The sequence below is a fragment of the Paenibacillus sp. FSL K6-1330 genome, from assembly GCF_037976825.1.
GTDB lineage: Bacteria > Bacillota > Bacilli > Paenibacillales > Paenibacillaceae > Paenibacillus_AQ.
Genome location: NZ_CP150269.1, coordinates 3,156,999 through 3,183,575, shown reverse-complemented (window position 1 = coordinate 3,183,575; position 26,577 = coordinate 3,156,999). Strand labels below are relative to the sequence as shown.

Annotated in this window: 18 protein-coding genes; 3 read left to right on the top strand and 15 right to left on the bottom strand. The window is 44.8% G+C overall.

The window, feature by feature from the left end; all coding sequences use genetic code 11:
• Positions 1–48 precede the first annotated feature (48 nt).
• The 6 genes from NYE54_RS14555 to NYE54_RS14530 form a co-directional block, all read right to left on the bottom strand.
• Positions 49–531: a hypothetical protein gene (locus NYE54_RS14555; protein WP_339272683.1), complete on the bottom strand. Its 483-nt coding sequence runs from the start codon at positions 529–531 to the stop codon at positions 49–51.
• Between the two features lie 242 nt (positions 532–773).
• A complete protein-coding gene (locus NYE54_RS14550; protein ID WP_339272681.1) occupies positions 774–2,324 on the bottom strand; it encodes a hydantoinase/oxoprolinase family protein in 1,551 nt (516 codons plus the stop codon).
• Positions 2,317–3,420, bottom strand: a complete 1,104-nt coding sequence (locus tag NYE54_RS14545; protein ID WP_339272679.1) for a DUF917 domain-containing protein — start codon at positions 3,418–3,420, stop codon at positions 2,317–2,319. The genes NYE54_RS14550 and NYE54_RS14545 overlap by 8 nt, the downstream gene beginning before the upstream one ends.
• Positions 3,421–3,423: 3 nt before the next feature.
• Positions 3,424–4,686: a cytosine permease gene (locus NYE54_RS14540; RefSeq protein ID WP_339272677.1), complete on the bottom strand. Its 1,263-nt coding sequence runs from the start codon at positions 4,684–4,686 to the stop codon at positions 3,424–3,426.
• A gap of 131 nt (positions 4,687–4,817) precedes the next feature.
• Complete coding sequence (locus NYE54_RS14535) at positions 4,818–6,347, bottom strand: PucR family transcriptional regulator (RefSeq protein ID WP_339272675.1); 1,530 nt, start codon at positions 6,345–6,347, stop codon at positions 4,818–4,820.
• Positions 6,348–7,033: 686 nt separating this feature from the next.
• Positions 7,034–7,480 carry a helix-hairpin-helix domain-containing protein gene (locus NYE54_RS14530; RefSeq protein ID WP_339272673.1) on the bottom strand — a complete coding sequence of 149 codons (447 nt, stop codon included), beginning with the start codon at positions 7,478–7,480 and terminating at the stop codon, positions 7,034–7,036.
• 139 nt (positions 7,481–7,619) lie between these two features.
• Between NYE54_RS14530 and NYE54_RS14525 the strand changes: the two genes are divergently transcribed.
• From NYE54_RS14525 to NYE54_RS14515, 3 genes are all read left to right on the top strand, one after another.
• A complete protein-coding gene (locus tag NYE54_RS14525) occupies positions 7,620–7,907 on the top strand; it encodes a hypothetical protein (RefSeq protein WP_339272671.1) in 288 nt (95 codons plus the stop codon).
• Between the two features lie 75 nt (positions 7,908–7,982).
• A complete protein-coding gene (locus tag NYE54_RS14520) occupies positions 7,983–8,825 on the top strand; it encodes a sialate O-acetylesterase (protein ID WP_339272669.1) in 843 nt (280 codons plus the stop codon).
• Positions 8,822–9,361 carry a helix-turn-helix transcriptional regulator gene (locus NYE54_RS14515; RefSeq protein WP_339272667.1) on the top strand — a complete coding sequence of 180 codons (540 nt, stop codon included), beginning with the start codon at positions 8,822–8,824 and terminating at the stop codon, positions 9,359–9,361. The genes NYE54_RS14520 and NYE54_RS14515 overlap by 4 nt, the downstream gene beginning before the upstream one ends.
• A 385-nt stretch (positions 9,362–9,746) precedes the next feature.
• Here the strand turns inward: NYE54_RS14515 and NYE54_RS14510 are convergent, their stop codons facing one another.
• From NYE54_RS14510 to NYE54_RS14470, 9 genes are all read right to left on the bottom strand, one after another.
• Positions 9,747–10,199 (bottom strand): VOC family protein, encoded by a 453-nt coding sequence (locus NYE54_RS14510; RefSeq protein ID WP_339272666.1) that lies wholly within the window; start codon positions 10,197–10,199, stop codon positions 9,747–9,749.
• 713 nt (positions 10,200–10,912) lie between these two features.
• Complete coding sequence (locus NYE54_RS14505; protein WP_339272664.1) at positions 10,913–15,505, bottom strand: hypothetical protein; 4,593 nt, start codon at positions 15,503–15,505, stop codon at positions 10,913–10,915.
• Between the two features lie 264 nt (positions 15,506–15,769).
• On the bottom strand, positions 15,770–16,978 hold the full coding sequence (locus tag NYE54_RS14500; RefSeq protein WP_339272662.1) for a GDSL-type esterase/lipase family protein: 1,209 nt from the start codon (positions 16,976–16,978) through the stop codon (positions 15,770–15,772).
• A gap of 7 nt (positions 16,979–16,985) precedes the next feature.
• A complete protein-coding gene (locus NYE54_RS14495) occupies positions 16,986–19,211 on the bottom strand; it encodes an FAD-dependent oxidoreductase (protein WP_339272660.1) in 2,226 nt (741 codons plus the stop codon).
• A gap of 99 nt (positions 19,212–19,310) precedes the next feature.
• Entirely contained in the window at positions 19,311–20,933 is a 1,623-nt protein-coding gene (locus tag NYE54_RS14490) for a response regulator (protein ID WP_339272658.1), read from the bottom strand.
• Entirely contained in the window at positions 20,933–22,672 is a 1,740-nt protein-coding gene (locus NYE54_RS14485; protein WP_076326618.1) for a histidine kinase, read from the bottom strand. Before NYE54_RS14485 ends, NYE54_RS14490 begins: the two co-directional genes overlap by 1 nt.
• Before the next feature lie 92 nt (positions 22,673–22,764).
• Positions 22,765–24,351 carry an extracellular solute-binding protein gene (locus NYE54_RS14480; protein ID WP_339272656.1) on the bottom strand — a complete coding sequence of 529 codons (1,587 nt, stop codon included), beginning with the start codon at positions 24,349–24,351 and terminating at the stop codon, positions 22,765–22,767.
• A 66-nt stretch (positions 24,352–24,417) separates the two neighbouring features.
• Positions 24,418–25,287 (bottom strand): carbohydrate ABC transporter permease, encoded by an 870-nt coding sequence (locus NYE54_RS14475; RefSeq protein WP_339272654.1) that lies wholly within the window; start codon positions 25,285–25,287, stop codon positions 24,418–24,420.
• Positions 25,288–25,300: 13 nt separating this feature from the next.
• On the bottom strand, positions 25,301–26,248 hold the full coding sequence (locus NYE54_RS14470) for an ABC transporter permease subunit (protein ID WP_339272652.1): 948 nt from the start codon (positions 26,246–26,248) through the stop codon (positions 25,301–25,303).
• Positions 26,249–26,577 lie beyond the last annotated feature (329 nt).

Sequence of the window (26,577 nt, the reverse complement as noted above, 5' to 3'; positions counted from 1 at the left end):
TCTGCTCCCTCCCAGAGTTCATCAAAAACAGCTGATCGTTAAGAGTAGTTACAGTATGTCCACAATTACTTTCGTGTGAGGTAGATAATTCACAGTAATTGTTAGATCCTCAAATGAATCAAGCGGTACTAGAGAATAATAGAATTCTCCATCAATATAAGCATAGTATGGGTAACCCCATGACTTTCCTGACATCTCAACAGTGACATTGTTAGTTAAATGACCTGTCACTTCGGCATAGTTACCTGTAAGCACAGCAGGTAGGTCTAACCAAGTCGGAACTGCAACATAGAAACAGAAGATAGGAATGCCAATAAATAAAGCAAACATGAAAACATAAGATAATCCAACACCGAAAACATGTTTCACCTTTCCGAAAAACGTCCGTTTGATAACCTTTTTGATACTTTTTTTTCGTAGATTTATTTTTCGGGTTTTCCAAGTTCTCCATACAATTTTGTAGAGGAAAATCCACAAAATAAAACTTCCGAGTGAGGTGAATAACAATAAACTTAGCCAGTACACGACCACTTCATTTCCATCCTTTCTAAGGTTAAGCCCAACCACCAGTAGCCGCTTTCTGGAAATCCTTGCACTGGATCTCATTTAGGGTTCTTACGATTAACTAAAAACACATTTATCATAACTATATTAGCTTCCAAGTTAATATTGTTCAATTAAAAGTGAAATCTCTTTTCCGCTCATCCCATTGCACCTCACCGATAAAAAAAGAGCCTCACACAAGTTATATAAACTCATGTGAAGCCTCTCTTCTACTTCATATTTCCTACGACTTTCACTCTCAGTCTCGTCGCATTTCCCGGATGATAAGCCAGCGGGGTTTCTTCCACTTCCACGAGCTCCACCGTAGCCGGATCAGCGCCAGCCAGCACCGCCTGCTTCACAGCTTTTTCTTGCGCATCTCTTAATGATTCCTCACGGGGCTCTGTAGAATAGATGTAAATTTGCTCATATTGTCCGCTGATTTGGGCAATACACGCGCCAATGGCGTTAGCCACGCCCCCGTTCTCAGGCTTGATCATATGGGATACTCCGCGAATGGTGTCCGGGATCACGACACTGCCGCCGCCTACCAAAACAAGCTCAACATCTCCCGACGATGTCTTCATTTTATCAATGGCCTGCTCAATGATGGTTGCAATTTCAGCTTGCACATTTTTAGCGAAGTCTTCATCCAGATGCGCTACCAAGCTCTTATCCCCGACATCCGCGAGACCCAGCCGAACGGCAATGTCTGTTGTAGTCAGCCTATGCCCGCCAAAGACCAGCGCTTCCTGTCCAATCTTGTATCCTACGCTGTCGGGGCCAACCGTAATTTTGCCGTTCTCCGAGCGCACAATGCTTCCGCCGCCCAACCCAACGGAGATAATATCCGGCATGCGGAAATTCGTGCGGATATCGCCAACCTCGACCGCAACTGAGGATTCTCTCGGGAAGCCGTCCTGCAAAACCCCGATGTCCGATGTCGTCCCGCCTACGTCGAGAACCATCGTATCTTTGATCTTCGCCAAATAAGAGGCACCGCGTATGCTGTTCGTTGGCCCGCATGCAATGGTTAGGATCGGAAATTGTTTAGCGAAATCTATCGACATTAAGGTACCGTCATTCTGGCATAAAAACACCGCTGCGTCTGTGATGCCTTCTTCTTCTAACGCCTGCACAAATCCTTGGGTCGTCGTTTCAATAACCTTACACAAGGCTGCATTGAGTATGGTCGCATTTTCCCGTTCGATTAAACCGACAGAACCGATCAGGGAAGAGCAGGAAACAGGGAATCCCGCTCCATACACTTGATGGATGAGATCGCGAACCTGGAGCTCCTGATCATTTTTAATGGATGAAAACACCCCTATGACTGCGATGGACTCGACACTGCTCCGCCACTCCTCTAAAAGGGCTGTAATTTCAGCTTCATCGACTTCTCCAAGCACTTGGCCGTCATATTCATATCCGCCATGAACGAGAGCATATTTACCCGACAGCTTCTGAACCATATCTTCAGGCCAAGACGTGTACGGAGCAACGGAAGCCGTTGCCGGGTAACCCAGACGAATGACGCCGACTTGGGCCAGCTTTTTGCGCTCAACAATGGCATTCGTGCACTGTGTTGTACCTAACATAGCATGCGTTATTTGGGTTTTATCAATTTTCGATTCCTGCAGTAAATTCCGGAGCGAGGTTTCAATACCCGCTTTAATATCCAGACTTGTTGGTGATTTCACCGCATGAATCAAATGATAATTCTCATCCAAAATGATGGCATCCGTATTGGTGCCGCCTACATCGATCCCGATTCTATACATTCTCAGCCACCGCCTTTTTCACCAAATCCTCAATAGGAACATAATCGTAATCATACCCGAAGTATCTTGGTCCTGCCGTCTGGATCCCTTTTTCCGTTCTCCACTTTTCATGTGCAGGCAGTCCGACCACCCGTACGCGCTTCCCATATTTCAGGCTCTCCGTGGTCACTGGCAACAAGGTTTCGTAATCGACTAGACAGATTAAATCCGGGGTGATCGCAGCGACTTGACCGTTCTTTTCGGCAACCAGGTTTTCATTTTGAAAATGAACTTTCATCTCTCCGCCTTTAAACGCCTCGATTCCTTCGAGATGCATTCGTCCAAGATTAAATCCGCCCTTGGTTTCCCGGATGACATCCACGATTTTACCTTGGAAAAGTTCATAGCCGGACACAAGGTTCAGCAGTTCTTGAAGCTTATCGCCCGCGTCCCGATTCTTAGATGTAATGATTTCTCCAATCTGTTCGGAGAGGGTCACAATATGATGAACGCCGCTTTGCTTTATTTGAGCACCCGTTGCCGGGTACAGGCTTACCAGAGCACTTGCGCCCATTTCAACCGTGGCCACTCTGGCGAGCCGTTCCGTCCATTTATTATCAATGGTCTCAAAGATGCCGATGTTCCCTTTTTCATCCGAAATCGCCATTGGTGTCGCCGAAATGCCGTCCAGGTTAAACGTCACCATTTGAAGCTCCGGGAACGCTCGCCCCATACCGTCACAGTCGATCAGAGGCAAGCCCAGTTGCGCCGCAACGACGATGGGAATCATGGAATTGACGCCTCCTGCTTCCATCGGAAACGTGCCGGCGATCTGATCTTTTCCCAAGTAATTCGCTAATTTTTGGAACACCTTAACAAACTCGTCCCCTTTAGGGAATTTCTCCACTAATACGGAAGGCGCCCCCATCATCGCGGCCGGAATGAAAAAGTCCTCATCCTTAATCTCATCGACTGAGCATAGTTTTACAGGTCCAAACTTCTCAATGGCCGAGAGAGCCATCAATTTTCCGATGTAAGGGTCTCCCCCTCCGCCGGTTCCCAGAAATGCTGCGCCGACGGCGATGTTTTCAACAGCTGCTTTATCTAAATATCTCATTCATTATTCCTCCAATATAACTGTCTTCTGAGCCGATAAACGATAGCCTGCATAATACACGACAAAAGAAATAACAATCCCGATCAACGGCTGATTCGGTACCTGCGGCAAGCTTGGGAACAAGGATAACACAACAGGGGTACTAGCAATAACCGCGCCCAATAGCCAGGAAACGACGCCCAGTGTATTCACGCCTTCGACCTCATGCCAGCGGCTCTTATCCCCTTTGCCAAGCGCCCAGTAAGATGCGATCATCACGCCTGCAACCGGCGGAATCATGGCCGACAGGATGGACATGATCGGAGTAAAATAGTTCAGTATACCGACGACGGCCAATACAGTCCCAATGGTTCCCGCGATGCCGACAGCCCACTTCTCTTTTTCCTTCGATACGTTGAACACGTTAATTAAAGCAAAACCGCCTGAAATAGCGTTCACGAGGTTCGTCTTCCACGTAGCCAGGATCAAAACCACGCCGCCAACAAACGGAGTCGTGATGCTCAAAAAGGTTGCTGTAATATCGCTGGTCTGGTAAGCAATCGTCAGGACAGCTCCTGCACCGATCATCAGCAAGCCTGCCGGAACAATCCCGAATAGAGCGGCTTTCAGGACATCGGACCGTTTTCTTGAAAATTGCGAATAATCTCCCGCGATGACTGCACCCAGGGCAAATGAACCCAGCGTTATCGCCAGCCCATCCGTAAAGGTCATAGCTCCCTCAGGCTTATAATTCTGAATGATCTGCAGGGAGTCACCGGTCAAAGCTTCGATAAGACCAAATATGCTGATTCCCACCAATAAAGGAACGGCAATATAGCTGATGACGCGCAGCACTTTAACGCCATAGATCGCCGAGACCACCATCACAAGACCGCAGATAAGAGAAGCCAGCGGAACCGGGACACTCATTCCACCTACGGCTAACAAATTGGCCAAGGCCGCACCGCACACATTCGCCTGAATTCCGAACCATCCAAGGCACGCAATGGCGAGGATGATCGAAAGAATCGCCCGAGACCCTTTTTTGCCAAACACCTGACCTGCAACCTGAACCGTCGGCCTTCCTAAATCCGTGCTTTGAATACCCTGCAAAATCATGAGCAGCACAATAATGGAATAACCTACTAACGTGACAAGCAATGCCTTCGATAGTCCCATGCCTGCAATAAGCGTATTCCCTACCAACAAACTCGGGATGCTGATTACCGCGCCAGCCCAGATGATCCCGAGACTGAACCAGGATTGATGCTCTTTAACGGCTTTCATATGATCCCCCCCAATCCTGTTCGTTCGAATATTGTTTTCTTATTGTAAAAGATGAAGTAGGTCAGCGTCTTTTTCAGAAAACAAAAAAAAATCCGATGTTTTTGTCTTATTGGACAAAACATCGGAACTTTTTAGTTATGGATGAGACGGTAGACCATGCAGGCGGTATAAACATCGTACGATTCCGAATTGATGGTCACATCATATCCTATGAGCTCGCAAATTTTTTTAATGCGATATTTCACCGTATTTTTGTGGACGAACAACAGCTTGCTGCAGTCATCCATATTCCCCTTCGCATCCAGAAGAAAAGTCATCAGGGTTTTCAATGCGTCTGCGTCGTCCATAATTGGCTCCATGACAGACAAGCATTCTTCAGTGATCTCTTCCCCTTGTTTGCTGAGGTCTATGGCCCGTTTCATGGAACGGACTTCAGCCGCGGTGTATAGTTTGCGGTTATGATAGATGCGGTGAACCTCTTTTGAGACTCCGTTTACGAGCTGGTACATTCGGCGTACGTCCTGTGTGTTCCGCATTCTCGGAGAATATACGATGCTTGATACGTCAGCCATAAGACTCGTGGTTTCGATATATTCCGCTGCGATTTCAAACTCATTGTATTTATATGAACAATTCCCTAGCAAAACGACAACGCAGTGATCGATCGTTTGAATGACCGCGGTTTTATAATATTGCGAGAGATGCGCTTTTAAGTCTTCCCTTATCCTTCTTTCCTCCGACAAATCCCGAATGTAAACGAGCCACATCATTTGGATGGCGGAAACGTCAATATAGAGCAAACTAGCCAATCTGCGCATTTTTTCGCTTTCATCATTCACGATGGCTTTAACCAAAGCGTATTCGCTGACCTCGTTATGCTTATCTCCCCACAAATTGATGGCCACCTGCACCACCTCGCTGATTTGATCCATCGTCTTCGGAGGCAGCTTCGTATTCTCTTTAATGAGAAACAGGTAAAGGATCTCCCCGTTTTTTTGATGAACACGTTTGTATTCAACAAAGCAAGACGAATCCAGCTCTCCTTCTCCCATTCTGCCGTTCAAAATGGAAGGCGCCATGGACCGGATTATATTCGCAACATCGAGCGATGAATTGCGCGGCCACATGACACGATTGATGATGTCCAGGTTGCTGTTTGTCAGAACGATGTTCGCTTTCATCCGGTCCGACAGCAGTTTAAGGGTAATTTCCACGCTCCGCAAATGTTCTGGCAGCAGTGAGACCTTTTCCAGTGATTCATTCACGAAATGCTCATTCACATTCTGATTGCTTACGATTGCCTCCATGACTTCATAAATGACTTCGTTGTACCTAAGCGAGTAATCGTTTCTCGGCATGCAAATGATAATAAAATTCAGAGATTCGGCCAGCTCGAGCACTTCATCGGCTATATCTGGCATGATAATGCCAACATAGTACAAAATCAATCCCACTTCACCAAGGTCATGCAAATATTGAACCGTTTTGCATTGCTGCTCCACGCTGTCCTTAATGGAATAAAAAGAGCTAATGACCAGCTCTTCGGCATACCACTCTTCTTGAACGGTTTGAATAATTTGCGAGAAGAAATTGACATCCGCCACCTCTAAAACAGATAAAGAGGAAACGGTCTGATGAAGCCTGCTTGTTCCAGTGACCACCTGAGCTCCTCTAAATGAAGGCAGCTGCAGTAAATCTTTAACGGTTACCCCAATTCAACCACCACTTTTTTGTTCGATTCAAGCTGCTCGGCATAACGATGCAGCCTAAGATAGGCTTCATTAACATTAGTATAACCCTCATTATGATAAGCAACCAAGTATGTTCCCCTGCCAACTATGAAATTTTTTGCATACTCAGCCTGGCCCATTAAGATGCTGAGTCAAAAATCGACTCGTACAAATATTCATCCCCTGTTAAGGATTTCTTATAACGCACCCGCATTCACGATGCGTCCCGGTATTAGATAGCATTTATCTTAGGCCGGGTCGCGTAGCGTCTGAATCATAACCTTCATTAAACTAAGTCTCCATATATCTTCTTAGTCGAATTTATATAACCAACTATATAAAATGAACTAAAGTTTAACCTTGCTTCTCCTTGATTCCATCTGGAATACAGCGAAGTGCTTTCCTTTCATTAGTTCAATTTATATATCAGCATTTTTTCACAGGGAGTCTTAGCACCGTTGGCCGCGATGCGGTTAGTCAGTGCGGATGTGTCCGCCTGATCCAACTTCTCCCAAATTCCTCGGGAGGACCAAAGGGCGCAAGCCCCAAAGCGTGAATAAATTGTTATGCGATGTCTTATGCCCTCTGCGACTTATCTTAACATTTATACAAAAAAATCATTCTGCTCTATCTTTAGGATATCCATGTTTAGCCCTGTAATGTTTTCTTTCTTCGGTAAAATCCCACCATTGCTTTTCACTGCTACTTTTAATAGCGTAATGTACAATTAATCTAAATTGATCCTCAACACAAGGGTCAATCTTTCCCCCATATAACTCCTCTAAATCCTCAAATAATCTAGCACCATTTTTATCTCTTAATTCATCCAAAGAATAATAACCTAACATTAATAAATCCTTTGCAAATTTTGGTCCGATCGAAGGTACACTTTGAAATTCCGATAATGCCTTAATTTCCTTCGCTCTATATTCTGGAACTTTCAGAATAGAACACAATTCGTTAAGTGTTATATTATGAATTTCGCTTATGAGTATTTTATTTCTCCTCAGCTCTTTTCTCTCAGAGATAGTCAAATCAAGCTTTGGAATCTTGTTCTTTTTCATTCTCTCACCCCTGGCGTATAAAGTGTTTAGCCCTTGCAATGTTCATACCCCGATTTAGCTGGTTGGGCTTCGAGCCCGTATCACCGTGCCAACCTGTGGAGAGCATCTGCTTTGGGTCATAGTGTTCTAAGGAGGTCATATGAATCAACCTGTTCTAAGTATCGATATTGCGAAAGGGAAGAGTGTTGCCGCTGCTTTCTCATCTTACGGTAGTCTAGTAAAAAAGCCTTTTTCATTCTCTCATTCTCCGGATGATATTTCAGCTCTTCTTCCTTTGCTTGGGCAGCTTGAAAAATCTACAACTCAGCGCCCAGATTCCCCCAATTATCATGAAAAGATACTTCCCATTTATTCAGATCTTCGAACACTTTTTTCGTTGGATGATTCCAATGATCTAAATCAACTATTTCTTTTGTTGCTTTATTGACTATAGTCTAATCAGACTATATAATATTTTTAGTCTAATTAGACCATTATAATAATGTAATGGAGTGAAGACTAAATGATACAGTCATTTTTAATGTTGGGTCAGTCGAATATGGCGGGCCGTGGATTTTTGCATGATGTTGATCCTATCTATAATGAAAAAATAAAAATGCTGCGCAATGGACAGTGGCAGATGATGACTGAGCCGATTAATTACGACCGTCCGGTTTCCGGTGTAGGCCTAGCGGCGTCTTTTGCCGATACCTGGTCGAAAGCCAATCCCGATGAAGAAATTGGTTTGATTCCTTGTGCGGAAGGTGGCAGTTCCTTGGATGACTGGCATCCGGAAGGCGTCCTTTTTCAGCATGCTTTGTCCGAAGCCCGCTTCGCCCTGCGGTCTAGTCAAATCTGCGGAATCCTTTGGCACCAGGGTGAGAGCGACAGTCATCGTTCGCTGCATGAAACTTATTACGAGAAATTAACCCTTATCATCGAGACTCTAAGAAACGAATTGAATCTTGATGAGGTGCCATTGATCATTGGCGGACTTGGTGATTTCCTTGGGAAGACCGGTTTCGGACAGCATGCGACAGAATATCAACAGGTCAATGAGCAATTACAGCACTTCGCCAATAAACGGAAAAATTGTTATTTTGTAACAGCAGCAGGTTTGACAGCGAATCCTGATGGCATTCATTTAGACGCGGTTTCACAACGCAAATTCGGCTACCGCTATTTCCATGCTTTTTTGAAAAAGTGTCATGTCCTGGAACCCATCCCGGCGGAGGAGCAATCACTAAAAGTGGAGCGCGACTATTCGAAAACAGAACAGATTTATCTTCATAGCATGGATTTGGCTTCGGGTAAAATCACGTACGCGGAATTCGAGGCACAGATGGTGAAGGTGATGCAACCTTGATCCCTTTACTCATCCTTGGCTTGCTCATCCAAAACCCCGGCGCTCACGGCTACGAACTATTGGCCTTAATGGAAAAACGTCATTACAAATACATTGTAAACTTCACGAAAGGCTCGTTTTATTACAATCTGCAGCAACTTGAAGAAAAAGGTTGGATTGAACAGATTCAGCAGGATCCTTCAGCCAGTGGGCGCGAAACTCGGAACTTTAAAATCACCGAATCGGGAATGGCTGAATTCGAAAAATTAATGGTCAAATACGGCACCAAATCGGAATATGTGAACCTGCAATTTTATGGGGCGCTACTCTTTGCCGATGAATACGACAAAAACAAATTGTTGGAACTGATCCAATCGCAAATCGACCAAACTAAAACCCGAATCGCTTTCCTTGATGAATACCTGTCCAGCACACAAGAACTTCCCGGCACAATTAATTACTACCGCCGAATGAACGAAAATTCCCGTTCCCATCACCTGGTTAACTTAGAGTGGTTTGAACAATTGAAAGCAGAAATAGAGGGACCTGTTGCATAATAAAAAAGAAAGCTAATCACTTTCTTTTTATTATGCAACGTATTCTGCCTTGTAAACTCGTCGGGAAGGGGATTTCAATTAAAAAAGCCACTCTTCATAGATATTCTGTTTATTATTTTGATTACAAGATGTGCAAACGAAGGGCGGCCGCGATGCGGTTAGGTGGTGCGGATGTGTCCGGCTGAATATGCCTCCGTACTACTGAAATGCCTCTTCGAAACTACTTCTAACTTCAGCCGGACTGAGGGGCGAATGCCCCGAAGTGTGAATATAGTGTTATATGAGGCACCCGACTTCTTCGAGTTACTTTCTCACTGTCTTCTGTTTCTACTTTCACTCTATTACTTTATATTCCAGTAAATGCCTTTTATAAACCGTCACCTACTTATTTGTTACCAAGTTGTTCCGCCAAACCGATTAGAAGTCCTTCGATTCCTCGAATGTAGCAGAGCCGATACGAGTCCTCGTACTGAACCACTTCGCCAACGAGCTGCGCACCATACTTAGAGAGTCTGGATACCATTTCGTCAATGTCTTGAACTGTAAACATAACGCGTAGATAACCAAGGGAGTTAACAGGAGCAGTCCGGTGATCTGATATAGTAGGCGGGGTGAGAAATCTCGAAAGTTCAAGTCGGCTGTGCCCATCTGGGGTAACCATCATAGCAATCTCTACGCACTGAGAACCTAGTCCGGTTACGCGACCAGCCCATTCACCTTCGACAGTGGCTCGCCCTTCGAGGTTCAAGCCAATCTCCTCGAAGAAAGAGATCGCGTTATCAAGGGATTCTACAACGATGCCGACATTGTCCATTCTTAGTAATTTGTTTTTTATCATAGTTTTATCTCCTCGTGTACATATTTACTATCTGATCATCTTCAATATTTTTCAAGGAATAATTCTTTAATTCTAAAACAAATGCTTTGTAACAATTGTTGACAACAATAAGTAGTCATAGTATTGGAAAATGTGAAATTGGGTTCTCGGGTATGTCATATAACGTTCTCGTATTCACGACGCGAGCCGGCCTTAGATAGCTCCTATCTTAGGTCGGCTCGTGTGTCGTCTGAGTTATCTCCCATGATTATACATCGGACGACCAAGGGGCGGAAGCCCCGCAGTGTAAATATAATGTTATAAGATGTCGGTGTCTTCCTTGTGAATACTTTCAAAATTATCACCCAGTTGTGAGCCTTGAAAGATTAGATTAAACACGGTCGGATGCTCCGGCATTTGTTCCAAAAATGCGCTGTCTTGTTACATCATCGTTTACAAGCATTTTGCATAGTTCAATACTAAATTCCAAGAAATAAAGAAGCCGAATGGATCGTTCTCATCCACTCAGCTCTTAGGGTTATTTTACAATAATTTGTATAACATCACGTACCGTTGTTCCACTTCCATTCATATACTCACTGCGATATTAATAAATGCCAGGAGATCTCCCAGAAATTTGTGTAATGCCGATAGAGCACTTGGTATAGTTTCTATCTTGATCCGAGTTGTCGCTGGACAACACAGGTTTGCCGGGATTCACCTCAACACCGCTATTATTCGGAAAGTGTTGGTTTACCTGGCGACTCATTTGCAAGCAGCTCCGGACTAACAGAATGCCGTTCGAACTTGACTGCATCAGCCCTCGTATAGATCATATCGGCAGGAAGCGTTGGCGGATCTACCGTTGTTGGAGTCTCCCTGGTTAAACGAACATACTCGCTACCGTCTCCCGTAAAGTCGAACGTTCCTAGATTAACCCAACCCGATGAGCCGACCGTTGCATCGATATACGTCACCTCGGTACCCGTCTGATGTTTCACTTCCACTTTGACATGATTATCGTTTGCCGTCGTATGGACGAGCTTGTAGATGGAGACCGTATATTTCCCCTCTGGAAACTGGCCTTTCCACGTTGCTGATGATCCTTGAACTGTAGTGTAACGGGACTTAACCCCAATTTTGTATCCGGCTAAATTGCTTTGGCTCCAAGACCCTTCTGTTGTGTATAACCCCGTTGTATCTGTACTGTCGACGATAACCGTTAGGTCCTTGATCGATATGGTCAAAGGCGGTGTGGTCAAGGACACTCCGTCAATCGTTACAGTGGCCCATACCTCAATCTGATCCGTTTCCCCATCGAGATTTAGAAGGGTCAACCGACCGCTGCTATCCACTTCAGCCAGATCCGTACGATCCACGAAATACTGCACATTGGCCTGTGTCAGATCACCGATCAAACCGTTATCCAAATAACCGGTTACACTCAGTTGTGCGTTTTGAGTCATCTGCAGCTCATTTCGATCAGATTGGATCACCACCGACTCCAATTGCGGTATTCTGTTTGGGTCCACCCACATGATCGCATCGGCAACGACCCTGGTCTTGTTGGCCTTATTGGTAAGTTCCACGTAGCCGCTATCGCCTGCCGCAAAAGGATAATCCCCTAGGTGCACCCAAGTTCCATTTGCCGTTGTCTCATCAACAGTAACCGTCTCGGAGCCCCCGCTATAATGAACGGTAAATGAGGCATTCGTTGCCCAATTTTCACTCGCAGCTGTTATTTGCGGAATCTTGTAATACACACTGTAAGTAACACTTTCCGGCAGCTCCGGCCGCCATTTCATTTTGCTTGTCGCTGTGCCGGCCGTCGATTTGGCATACACATAGTTATCATAGTAATAGTTGTCAGCCGTCGTATCCCTTATCCAGACGCCTTCTGCCTCCGCCTCCGTATTATCCACAATGATAGATGAACCATCCTGCCCATCATCGGGTTGGACTGGAGTTTCCGTTACCTGATCAGGCAGATAGAGTGTCCGCTTGCGGGTCTGTTTCCCTTCCGATTCCACATAATACGTGAAGGTTTGGGATAAATCGTTCACCCGTATCGACCATTCCATCGGATATATCGTATCTGGGATGGTTGTATACGTAGCCCCGCCATCCAAGGAATAATGAATTGTCGCTGGTTTCGTCGTTTTGGCCTGCACATAAGCATCATAAACCGTTTCGTCAGGCTTGACGATCAGCATACCTTTAACTGCATCGATTGGACTGTGAATATCGAAGAAATAGCTTGCATCTGATGTATCAGCAGTTCTGACCTGGTGCAGCGGCACATCAATGTTGAGTCCTTCTACAATGATAGCAGTTATTCCCTTGCTTGAAACCGTAGCTTGAATGATTCCGCCACTCATAACCGCTTGTTCTGGTGTGCCATTATCGCGGATGATCGTTACGGTATAATCTTGTGCCGGGTTGAACCCAATGATTTGTTCATTCAATTCGATCGGAGTCTGAACTTCATCTGACGATGCGTTGCTCAGCCCGATGTAGAATTTATCCCCGCTCTCACCCGTTATCCAGTTCAATTGAGGATGATTAGTCTTAATAATCCCCTTGGGCATCCAGAGCCAAACGTCCGAATTACCATAAAAATGACCTGGTTTATTCCCATAGAGGTGATATTTGAACCATAAAAAATTCGTTTCAAATACGGAAGGAAATGTAATACTCCCATTCGATTTCAACGATTGTTCGCTGATCAAATAATCCATCGTTTGCCCGAGCTGCCCCGGTATATGGTGATAATAGATGGATGTAGCCCCGCTTGGGCCTTCCAGAGGGAAATCCGGTTCAAGTTGGCTAACGGCGAAGCCCTTATAGTAATAACCCGGGTAACTGGAAGATCGACCAATAACGGCATTATGAGCAATATCCTGCAGCAGTTTATCACCTGTATAGAGCGACAACCTCAGCATGAAGGGGGCTTCCTGGGCATTCATCCGATAATAGCCGGTTGTACTTCCCGCCTCAAACGTCAATCCGCTCGGTGAAACAAGCCAACGATCCGCTTGTACGCCTCCGGCTATATCTTCTGGGAGCTTGCTTCTAGGATACTGGTATTTACCGCTTTCTGGCCAATGGAACGATTCCGCGTAATTATACGTCTCGGGCTGCGGAATTGTAACGGTACCTTCAGGAACCGGACGAGCAACAAACATGGTGGCATAACGTTTGGCTTCCTTATATGCAGCATTCAAGTATTTGGGATCCTGAGTTTCCTCGTAAAGCTCCAAAATCTCCATCCACAGCTTGCTATAATAATAAATGAACTCATTTTTACTCACATTCACGGATGCAGGCGTATCGATATGCTGCATGATATAGCTGTCGGCTGCATCCTTGGCAGCCTGCAAATACTGCGCATCTCCTGTCATACGATACATCATCAGGGGCTGAATGACAGGACCGCGGTCTTTCTGGTCAGGATCACGCACGAGGTACTCTTCCTGTGCCAGCGCCCCAATTCCTGCCGAAGTGCCCATCATCTGATTAACAGCGGCGATGCTTGAAACATCGAATGGCAGGGTGGCCATTTTCCATAACGAAGGCACGCCGTATACGTTCTTCTGCGTCGGCGACCAACCTATGCCATTTCGCGATACGCCATACTGGACGGAGGGCAATGCTCTCGTATCGTAAAGCTGGTCATCCCCGGTCAAATAATAAGCCCCCAGAAGAACCGCATTCGAGCTTGTTCGAACGCTATCCTCGTTTTCGATATCAATAAAGCCCTTGGCACGGCTCCACCACCCGCTGGGTGACGGGACATACTGAACAGAGTCATCCCCTTGCGGGTCAATCTTAAGTAAATCGATCATATTGAACATCGCGTCAGTAAGCGACTGATCTGAAACATTTTCCCGGTATGCCGAATAATCGTACTCATTGCGAAGAATATCCGCATAGGACTCATACAGATTGCTTTTTTGAGCGATTAGCCCCATATGAAATTGATAGGTGCTTTCTGCGGTCATTTGCGAATAAGTCCCTAATTGAGGAGCATACAGGATTGGCTGCACGCTGCCTTCATTGTTGACTAGGCTCATGCCAAGCCGTTGTTTCGTAACGCCTCCCGTCGGTTCAAACTCAACCGGCAGCTCTTGCGAAGGTACAAATACTCCATACGTCAATGGATTCCCCGAACTGTCATTCTTCTCAACCAGACTCATTGGAGCGCTCAGTTCCCTCAAGCTTGTTGATTCCACCGTACCTACCATTTTGGCGTGCGATCTAAATCCATTTAACACTTCATTGACGCCGGAGATTAGCTCTGTTGTGAAGGACTGATATCCAATCACATAATTGCCATCGCGGCGAGGCGTAAAGGCGAAGGAAACATCAGGTTTATCCCCTGCCATGGACCAGTTCACTTCAAAATCGTAATCACTTCCATTCATAGAATCGGTTAATACCGCCGTTTGGCTGTCGGGAAAAGTGATCCCGTCGAATGTAATCCAGCGTTTGTTCATCGTATCGTAGTAATTGGTTCGGCTCCCTGCATTCCCATCCAATAAAACCCATTGCTCCTCAAGTCTTTCCGACACATTATTTATTGGCATCCAGTTTCCTGTGTCCGTGTTCCTGTAGAACATGTCACGAACGATGGACTTGCCCCCATCCCATGCTGCTTCATAGAAGGTCGCCTTATAGTTATCATTTTCGATGCTGCCCTTTTCCGTGTAACTGAGATTCGCTAATGTGCGGCTCCGCAGCGGGGGCAACAGCGGTGCTTGCTGCCTGATATTTCCTTCGAACTTGACTGCATCGGCCCGAGTAATAATCGTGCCCGTCGTAGGTTGCGTTCGAGTCAGCCTGACAAATTCGGAATCATCTCCACTAAATTCATACTCCCCCAAATCAACCCATCCGACCGATGGACCCGACGAAGGTCTAAGATCCATAAACTTGACATCCGTAATCCCGTTATGAACAATTTCAATCTTCACATTACTATCTGCTTTATCCGCCCAGTCAAGCTTATAGAACGATATTCTCGCCGTCCCTGCTTCCAAGCGTGGATTCCATGTGATGCTTCTACCTACGGCATCCGTATATTTTGAACTGGAATTATTGTATCCCTTCACTCCTGCGCTTGTGGTCCAATAAGGAGCGGAGAACCCGTTATTGGCGTTACCCGCATCAGGTGTCACAACATCATTGATCGTGATGCTCCCGTCATCAATGATAATCGTCTGATAAGGTAAGGTCTCCGCATAAGCGGCCCTTATTCCGATCAGGCTGAAAGGAACTACTATCGTCAACATGAAAACGATGAAGAAAAACAGCTTCCTTTTGACCATACAACTCACAGCCTCCCTTAAATTGATAACGCTTTCAAAATAATAATGCCCTCCTTTGTTCAAAGATCGTAAAGAAGCAATTAGCCTTATCCTTCTAGCTAATCCCGCTCCGTCGTTTTTATCATAGCATGCCATATCACCGTGAAATTTCTTTCATTTCAAGAATTTCTTATAAGATTTTAAGTAAAAAAAAGAAACCTACATTCGAATTGATCGCCCAATTGCAATCAGATAGAATGTAGGTCTTCCAAGTGGAAAAATCCATTATAATGGCGGCTGCACCAATAGCAGCTTTCCAATCTGAATGACCGTTTGATCATACCAAGCGGGATGCTGCCGAACATGCTCCATACTTCTTTCATTGCCGCTTGCCTCAAACACGGCCGCTTTGTCTGTCTTCTCGTGATCGATTTCGAAACGAACTGTATGTTTCCCATTCGGTAGCTCAGGTAAGAAAACATACTGATTTCGATTATGGTCGTTATGGGGTGTGAATCGATCGATAAGGAAGGGTTCCCCTCCATCCACCGACACCTTCAATCTGCCAGAATCCGGCCCCCCGATATCGAATAATCCGATGTGGGTCCCCTCAAACTCCACTGTGATCGTCTCTCCGGGATCGACTGCTCGCCATAGACCAGGAAATAACCAATCATACTCGCGCACTAAAGAGAAATCATCGGGGGTCATGTAAGACCATCCTGCGGAAAAATGAGTAAGACAATCCAATGGCAGCATGGTCGCATACTCCCAAGGGTTGGCCGGGACCAAAGTATTCTGAGGCAAGTGATGTTCGATCTTTCCCACGCGATCTCGAAGTTTGCTAATTTTCTCAAACGACCGGGTGATTGTATCCGTGTAAATCTGGTGTCCTTCGGGAATCGTCGGATGGATCGAATCACGCGTAAAAATAACGGCTCCGGGAATGGACACGTCTGCCCTTGAGGTGAAAATGAGCTTTCCATCCGAAACCAATTGACTGACTGCTACGCCCAGATGAATCGAAGGAATGCCGTAATAGTCCGCGACTTCCTCTTGCATAATAGCTCCCTTCTGGTATTCTCCAGACTGAAATAGGGCCACATCTCGCTCCTTCAGCGTGTATACGAACAGGATATCGGTAAACCGGCTCCGCTTGCGGATCTGTCGGACAATTCCTTCGATCCGCGCCTTGGACTCCGGAACTCCGCCATCGTTACCAACAAATTCAACAAACACGAGATCAGGCTGATGACGAAGTACATCTGTCTCCAAACGGGCGCAGCCCAGGTCCGATCCTGTCCCATCAATGCCTGCGTTCACAGAGCGGATATCCGCATTGGGATATTGTCCTCGAAGCCAATCCGCCGTCATGACCCTGTATCCTTTAGAGCGCGTATTACTGCCACCGAAATAAACGATGGTCACGGTTTCCCCATTTTCCAACTTCTGAATGACATTAGGCAGCCCTCTTCGAGGGAAGAATTCCTTCATCGCAACTTCACCTGGCCTCACTTAGCGTTTTAGGAGCAAAAAATTTTACAGCAAACACTTCATAATAAGGCGAACCATACGTTGCACAGAAATCAAACCGGATTCGGGTTACCCCTTTTGCATGCACCTGATGTTTATTCAACGAAAGATAATTCCCACGGATATTAATTTCACTCTCGGTTCCGTCCTCTAAGGTTAAAGTCACATCATAATCTTGGATAAGTGGCTCGATCGGATCGTCGAAATGCTCCAAATTCAGCTGCGAGTTGAACACAAGATGGATTTCATCCAGATTCTTGGGGCTTGCAAAACCAAATTCCAACCATTCCTGTCCTTCCGTACGTTCAGAAATCCAGCTGTTTGGCAGACCATAAGGTCTAGAGAAGCCGTTGACGACATTCTCAGGGCTATACATATTTTGGGATGGCAATAGGTCTTTGAAGCAAATGCTCTTATTGAATTTCTTCAGCCTGGACGGCTCTTCCGGTCTATAATGAAAGCTGACTGCCCCTGTTATTTTCTCTTCATTGCCGTATACGGCAAGGCTCGCCGGGCCTTCCAAAACGATGTAGACCTTGTCATCAGCCGGTTTCTCGCAGCCCAAGTCCAGCGTAATCCAGTCATCGTGACCACCTGAAATAACCAAGCGGTAGTCTTTCAGCCCGCTTGTGGGAATATAGTTTTCCTTCCGCTCCCCGCCAAACAGCTTCACTTGCAATGTTTCCGAATGCTCGGATCTATTTTTAATTTTGATCCGCACGCTTTCAGCCACGGATGTCTGAATCGGCAAAACCAAACATAACGCTTTCTCCAAGGAAATCTCTTCGGTTGGATGAAGATTATCATAGCTGCGCTGAGACGAGGCACGAATCGTTAATCCGTCAGCGAAATAAGGATCCAACTGCTCTTGAAGCCCTACAATCGTTTGCCCATCTCGAAGCAGCTGCGCTTGAAGCTCACCCATATGGGATTTGACTATGGCTGCAGGGTCGGCCTCGTATTTTAAGCATAAGGCAGCTGCCGTTCCTACGGCCTGCCCCATACAACCGCAGGTTGCCATGACCCTTGTCGATCCGAAAGCCACATGGGTAGCGCTTATATTGCGCCCAGCGAACATGAGATTAGGGATATTTCGTGAAAACAAGCTGCGGAAAGGGATATTATACAATCCCGGCACGAAATTCCACGCTGTAGCCGGCCCCTCATCGTAGATGCCTTTGTTCGCATGCAGATCCATATACCAGCCTCCGACGGATACCGCATCTTCGAAATGTGGCTTTGCTGTAAGATCGTTCTGAGACAGCATGTGCTCCCCGATAAACCGCCTCGACTCCCGCTTACCGGGAATCGGGCATACATAATCCAAGATGAGATTGTCCACATCATCAAACTCGCCGCTATTTTTGATATAATCCCAAATCCCGTACACCAATTTTCGCAGTTCCAATGCGATGTCTTCATTATTCTTGATAATATCCATATGTCCGCCGTATTCCAGCCACCACAGTCCGCCAAGCCCGTTGATTTTCCTCGGAAAAGACCGATGGTTTAAGCCTTTTCTGATACTATCGAAAAAGGCCAACTTCGTAATGTCATACGCAAAGCCTGGTCTTTTGTAAGGAACGGGATAGTCTACGTCACGGGCTTGAAACAGAATCGTATCGCCCATGGTGTAATGATCCGCCACTTCTGGAGCCAACTCCTCCTTATATTCATGCTTCGCCTCTCTTCCCCATCGGAAGTGAGCACCTGCTTGGTATCCAACAATTCCATCGCCGGAGCAATCGATGTAGGTTGGGCTTTCAAAACGAAATTTTCTTTCGGAAGCTAATTGAAGGCCCTCCACCCATTTAATTCTGCCGTTCTCCATGCCCGTTTCATGCACACATGTATTTAGGAACAGAGAAATGTTAGGCTCATCATAAACCATGTCGAGCAAGACCGTATCCGAAAGCGAAAGCATAAGCTTCTTGTTGTATAACGGATTATAATGAAAGATCTTGAGCTTGAGTTCTTCCACCAACCCGCCCTCGCGAGCATAATAGGATGGACTGTTTCCGAGATATGCCGACCCGTTGATATGAACCCTGACCTCGCTGCTCGCATTTCCCCCAAGAACCGGCCGATCATTAATAAGTGAAACCAGCAGCCCTTGGCGTGCGGCAGCAATGGCAGCGCATATTCCGGCAATCCCTCCGCCTACGACGGTTACATCTGCTTGTATAAGCTCCATTTTGATAACCTCCATGATTAGATGCTTCTATCATGGTAATGGTTTTGGTCCCCTTTTTTTTACATGATTTCGCGAAAAAATCATACATTTTTAGCATCCTTATTTGGTTTCGTAGCGTGTCATTTTTATCCGGTACTGCTTAGGGGTATCGCCCGTATATTCTTTAAATAGTTTGCAAAAGTAACCTTCATTGACGATGCCTACTTCCTCGCACAATTCCAATAAAGAATAATCCTGAACTTGTAAAAGTTCGAGAGCTAATTGGATTTTTTTACGGTTGATGTAGCTGATCACGCCTTCATTCATTGTTTTTTTGAATAAACTGCTAAAATACGATGGAGCTAGATTCACTTCCTCGGCAATCGCCTCGAGCGTTAAACGCTGTTTCAGGTTTTTCTCTATAAAATGCATAGCACTCATGATTTCTGCACGATGTAATAATTGGCCAGCGTGTACGTACTCGAATGTGAAGTCGCCAATATAGGCAAGCTGCTCCTGAAATGCCATATATTCCATAGGGAATTCTGCTGCTTCCGTGGGCAGCTTGTTCCCTGATTTAAACTTCTTGGTAATGTCTCTGTACAAGTCTCTGATCATTGGCGCCATGATGGATTTGTGGATTTTATGGTCCGTAACAAATTGGTTCAGATCGGCGAGTGCATTGTCCAGCTCTTCCTTAGAAATCTTTCTTTTCAAACATATCAGAAAATCAGCCAGCTTCTGCTGAAAGTCTGATTTTTTGTCATTATGATATTGGAACCGATGCATGGGTGTTTTTACTACTTTCTCTGTATGATAATAGAAATCGTCACTCACATTTTTAGCTTCCGTGTACGCTTGTTTGATCGATTCCCAGCCTCGGTATGGACCTCCAAAAGCGACGGATACCCTTTGATTCAAATATTGATGCAAATGGGAGACGATCTGCCCTCCCAAGGATTGGCAAGCATATTCCGTTTCCATATCACTGCGGTTATTTTCCCAGGATAAAAAGCCAATAAAACGATTATCGGACAGATCCGCAGCTACGCCACTGCCACCATTCATCACCGTTTCTTCGATGATATTCGTAATCGCATATTTCAAGATGTTTTGATCTGCGGCTGAGTATTCGTTTCGGAAACTTTCATACGTATTCATTTCAACGATGAAGCAGCAATAGTTGGCTTGAAAGAAATGAAACTGCATGCGATTGGCAAAATCCGATGCCCGATGAGAAGGAATTTCGCCTCTGATCAGCTCGTTAAAAAATTGCTTGCGGACTCTATATTTATTTTCAAGCACGGATACGTTTAACGATTGAAATTCAGCTTCTTTTTTCTTAAACTCATTTAAAATTCCGGCTGCCTTATCTAAAGCTCGATCCAAATCCACTTCCTTTAGCGGAACCTTTACAATGTACTCCAATACATTGGCATGAATAGCTCGCTGGGCGTATTCAAAGGACGAATAGGCGGTCAAAAGTATGTATTGGGTATGGGGGAGCTCCACCTTTAGCTGCTCAATCATGGAGATTCCATCCATTCGCGGCATAACGATATCGGATATGACGATATCCGGCTTAAGTTTTAAAATCTCCTCGATCCCATTCAGCCCATTATTCGCTTTTCCCACGAGAACAAATCGCCTATCCCTATGGGAGAGCTCATTAAAAAACAATTCCAATCTTTGAATGATTAGGTCTTCATCGTCAACAATGAAGCAGGTATAGTCTCTCACCATTATGCATCTCCTTTTTGCAAGTCTGCCGGGAATAAGGCGCGTACACGGGTTATTTCCTTAGGTATGCTAATGATTTGGAGCCCGAATTGCTCTCCGTAGTGAAGTCTTATTCGGCCATGAATATTATTTAACCCGATTCTTTTCCTTTTTACTTCCACATCACTCGGTTCTGAAATTAAAATATGCTTTATTTGATCAGCTGGAATGCCCTCGCCTTGATCAACGACTTCTATGATGACGATGCCGCCCTCCTTGTAAGCATGAATTGTAATCGGGCCTTCGATCCCCCCTCCGTTATAACCATGGAAGATACTATTCTCCACAAGGGGCTGCAGCAGCATTCGAAAAACCGGAAAATCCATTAACCCTGCTTCGATATGTTCAATCAAGTGGAAGTTTCTGTTATACCGGATGTTCTGGATCTCGATATAGTCCGCTACATTTCTTAATTCCTGGCGTAGGGAAACCTTCTCTGAAGCGTCATCTATTCCGTATTCCAATAATGAAATGAGCGACCCAATCACAACATCAACTTTCTCTATTTGTCCGAGACGTATAACATTGCTGATCGAACCGAGCGTGTTATACAGAAAATGAGGGTTTATTTGAGACTGCAGCACTTGGATCTCCAGCTTCCGCTCAAGCTCATTATGAAGCTCTGCTCGCCGAATCAGCTCCACAATTTGCTGCAGCATCCGATCGAAGGCTCGGGAAAGATCACCAAACTCATCATTTCGGTTAATCGTTATGGTCGTTGTGAGGAAGCCTTGCTCCACCCGCTTCATTTTTGTTTTGAGCGCATAGAGTGGATTCCTAATATATTTGGCAATAAAAAAAGAAATGAACAAACTTAAGAGAAGACCTGCAGCTAGCAGCTCGATATAATAGGTTTCCAGTCTGGACAAAGCTGCTTTCAAGCGTGATTCATCGTTGATCGAGATCATGGTCCAGTTGAATTTCTCCGTCGGTTTTTTCAGAAGGTAGACCGGAATGCCATCCTTGGTATGCAGTTGAAGACTTGTTTCTGTCGTATCCAGAATTTGTTCCGCTGACGTTTCTCCGATTGAAAACGTATGATCTTGAATATTCAGCAGTCCTTTATTCTCAGAAAATCCGGCAATAATTTGACCCGATGCGGTGATCAGAGCCAGATTCATTTGTTCCTGTTTATTAATCTTGAACAAGGTCTCTTCAATGGCATTTAGATCCAAATCTACCGCAATAGCCATAGGAAACGGAGCTCCGTTCAGATATCGAACCATCGTAACTGTCCAGCCGGAATACTTCGATTTGTAAGGATCACTAACAAAGGTAGTCCTTCTGTTCTTGTCAGCCGCATCAAACAAAGGCTCTCTTTCCGATAAGGGTTCATCGAATATTCGGGTAGGTGTACTTCCCCCTAGAATGGATAAATCGCTTTTGATCAAATAAATATTACTGACGTAATTACTGTTGAGTTCATACAGCTCTCTTAATTGCTTTTTAATCACTTCCGTATTGTCAATGTTGGCTTTCACCGATGTTTCGACCGAGAACAGGATCGTCTGGAAGGAGGAAAAATTAACGGTGAAATACTGGTCTACCTTGTCAAGTATTTGGTTGGTGTAATAAAGGTCATTGGTTCTTATTTCCTTTTGGACATAGCGATAAGACAATTGACTTATCAAGATGATGCAGCTTAATACAAATGCAAATACGATAAAAAATAATTTTAAAGGCAAGCTGAATCTTCTTCGCATCGATCATCTTCCTTTTACTTCCATAGTAAACTAAGAATAGCATATGACAATAAAGAGAGGGGCTACGAATAGCCACTCTCTTCGTTTATATTTTACTTGATGATGCCGGCTTCTTTAAATTGCTTGATTGCTGAGTCCTTATATTTCTGCATGTCAAACTTGGTATCCAGCGTTTGGAGGAAATTGTCCCAGCTCGAAAGAGGCTCTTTGCCCGTCATAAATTTGACCAAGCTTTCATTAATGAAACGTTGGCGGTCAGCATCCAAGGTATCGCTGGGGTCTGGGGTCAATAAATTTCCGGGCAACGTTGGCCCCACATATTGCTGATTGTTCTTGAATGCTTCCGCCGTCTTCGGATTCTGGAAGCTAAAGTACTCAGCATCATCACCACGGCGCGGCATTCTATAATGATCGACCCACAGGTACTTTTCTTTCATTTCCTTCGATAATTCGGAGGTTTTATTTTTGATCTTGCCGTCCACCACATCCCAATGAATCCCTTTAATTCCGTATGCAAAGTTCGGATAGGCTTCTTCGTCCGTAAAGAGATAATTCAGCATGGACAAGATCCGAATGATTTTGTCCTTATCCGCTTTCGCGGATATGGCCCATGAATTGCCTTGGAACGATTTTCTCTCTACAATTTGATCACCGTAAGGACCTTTCATCGGAGGAATGACGATCCATTCCGGCACCTCTCCACTGATTTCTTTCATTTTCTGCTGATAATCCGGCTCCAGCCTCCGGGCATCTCTGATCATAAAGCCAACTTTACCCTTAAATAACTTCTGGTCCAACAACTCAGGCGAATTCATCGTCACCCAGTCTGGGTCTACCACATTGGCTGCCATCATTTTATTAATGTAAGCAAGCGCCTCTTTCATTTTGGGATCGATAAATAGGAACACCGGTTCATTATCTTTCACTTCAACGGCTGAAGGAGGATTGACGCCAAACATCCACATCAAGCTATCGAAGCCGTAGGTTTGCAGATTGCCTTCTTTATTCATACCGCCGATGAATCCGTACGTATCGTTTTTGCCATTACCGTCCGGGTCTTTCTCTGTAAAGGCTTTCATAACTTCGAACAGCTCATCAGGTGTCGTTGGCACTTCCAAATTCAGCTTTTTCAGCCAATCGTTGCGGATGAAGAAGCTTCGGCTGATACCGTTTACATTATCATAGCCTGGAACTCCAATGGTTTTTCCTTGATAGGACATCGCTTCCCAGGAGTCGTCGCTAAAACGTTTCTGTAATTCAGGAAATTGATCCAGATACGGTGTCAAATCCGCAAGAACGCCTTGGTCATAATATTGTGCGAGATCAGCACGGCTCTTCAAGAAGATCAAATCTGGAATATCCCCACCTGCAATGAGCGTATTCAGTTTGGTTGTTGCCTGCCCAGCTTGAGGAATCATCATATCCAAGTCGATGTTCATCTCTTTTTCTAACATTTGGCGTTGAATATCTTCATCACGTGGGGGTATCGGAGCAGCAGCATTGAAAGTACCTTGGTTAAACATTGAAATTTTCATTTTGGTTTCAAATTGGCTGGACTGACCTTGCGAATTACTCGAAGCTGTCGAGGTAACTTCTCCCTGTTCCCCACATCCTGACAATACCGTTCCTAAACCAACTATTGCCGTCAGAATAGCAAATGAAATCTTTTTACGCTGCATATTGACCTCTCCTTTTGCTTATATATTATCACGGTTTCCCCGTAATAACTTAGGTTGCAATTCCTTTTAACCTTTAACTGATCCCAAGAGCACACCTTTGGTAAAATGCTTCTGCATAAATGGATAAACCATCAAAATCGGAACCGTAGTCACGACGACAGCGGCCATTTGCACAGCGAATGTGCTAACTGCTCCGGAATTGGCAATCGAATCCGCGCTTTGTGTGGAGACGTTAAGCAGAATGTTGCGTAAGACAACTTGAAGTGGCATGAGGTTCGAATCATTGATGTAAACAATAGCATCGAAATAACTGTTCCAATGGCCGACGGCGTAAAACAAGGAAATGGTGGCAAGGACGGGCAAAGACAGGGGTAAAATGATCCGCCATAACGACTGAAGCTCACTTGCACCGTCAACCCTCGCTGATTCCTCGATTTCGCCAGGCAATTGCTCGAAAAAGCCTTTAATAATCACCAGATTAAATGCACTAATGAGATTTGGAATAATCAATACCCACGGACTGTCTAGCAATCCGAGAGAGCGGATTAGTAAATAAGTTGGAATTAACCCCCCACTGAACATCATGGTAAACACAATGAATAGTAAAAACGGACTGCGACCCGGCAAATATTTTTTGGATAACGGGTACGCCGCGATTACCGTAAAAAACACATTTAACGCAGTGCCTACAATCGTTCGAAACAATGTAATTTTATACGCCTGCCCGATACCATGAGAAATGAATACTTCTTTATAGGCTATAAAGGTAAAGGATTCTGGTATAATAACAATCCCTTTTCTTAACACTTCCGATTCTGGCGTCACTGAGACAGCAACCACGTATAGAAAGGGTAGTAAGCAAAGTAGGGATAGAAAAATAAGAATCACATAAACGACGGCTTGCCAGACTTTTTCCCCGATTGTCAAATTGATCATTTTAAAAACCACCTCACCAAATTTGCCCATCGAATTTTTTGGCGAGCTTATTCGCTGCCAACACTAAAACAAATCCGATGACAGCTTTAAACAATCCTACAGCAGTAGCCAAGCCAATCTTAAGACGCTCCAACCCTTCACGGTATACCCATGTGTCGATAATGTCGATCTTCTCCTGGTTAAAGGTGTTGGCAAACATGAATATTTGGTCAAAGCCAGCATCCAGAATATGGCTTAATTTAAGGATCAGCATCAGAATAATGACACCTCGAATGCCGGGTAAAGTGATATGCCAGAGCTGTCTCCATTTGGAAGCGCCATCCATTCGAGCTGCTTCATATAAGCTTGGATCGATTCCTGCTAATGCTGCAAGGTACAATATCGCTCCCCATCCAATATCCTTCCATACTTCAGATAAGATGATCAGCAGTCTGCCCCAGGCAGGTTCCGTTAGAAATGAGATGGGTTCAACACCAATTTCCTTCAAAATCATGTTAAAGAGACCATCCCCTGGGGCTAATAATGCCACCAAGATTCCATAAACAATGACCCATGACAGAAAATGAGGCAAATAAGTGATCGTTTGTACGATTTTCTTAAACCATTGGCTATAAACTTCATTGAGGAGTAAAGCAAGTACGATGGGAGCGGAGAAACCGAACAATAGCTTATACAGCGATATAACAATCGTATTTTTCATGATGTCCCAGAAATAAACGCCGTTCATAAAATCCGTAAAATTTTTAAGTCCCACCCACGGGCTATCCCATAGTCCCAAAGCCAGGTTATAGTTTTTAAAAGCAATCATGATTCCCGCCATAGGAATGTATTTGAATACGGCAAAGTAAACTAATGCCGGCAATAAGAGAGCATACATCACTTTATACTTTTGTAACGTTCTTATCCATGACTTCCGCTTTTTGGAGAGGGGAATGGCGTCCGCTGCCAATTTTGCTTGCATATCATCACCTCATCTTTGTTTGTAGTTGTATAATAGCACCCCCCTACCGGATAAATTTCTGAAATTTCAAGAATTTCTTATAAGATATTTAGTAAGATCCATGGTTTCATCAAATCCACTAGAACATATGTAGCGTTAGTTGATAAATAAATCATGCAATAAAACAGCAAATAAACTAAAAGTACGATTATCCTAAAAATAAAAACGCCGCCTTATAGGCGGCAAAACTTCAATTTACGCCATACATCTGTTCGCATCAGATCAGAGGCGTACCTTTTTGGAAACAGAAAGTCAAACTGCTCCCGGAATATATCAGCCCGGTGCGGATG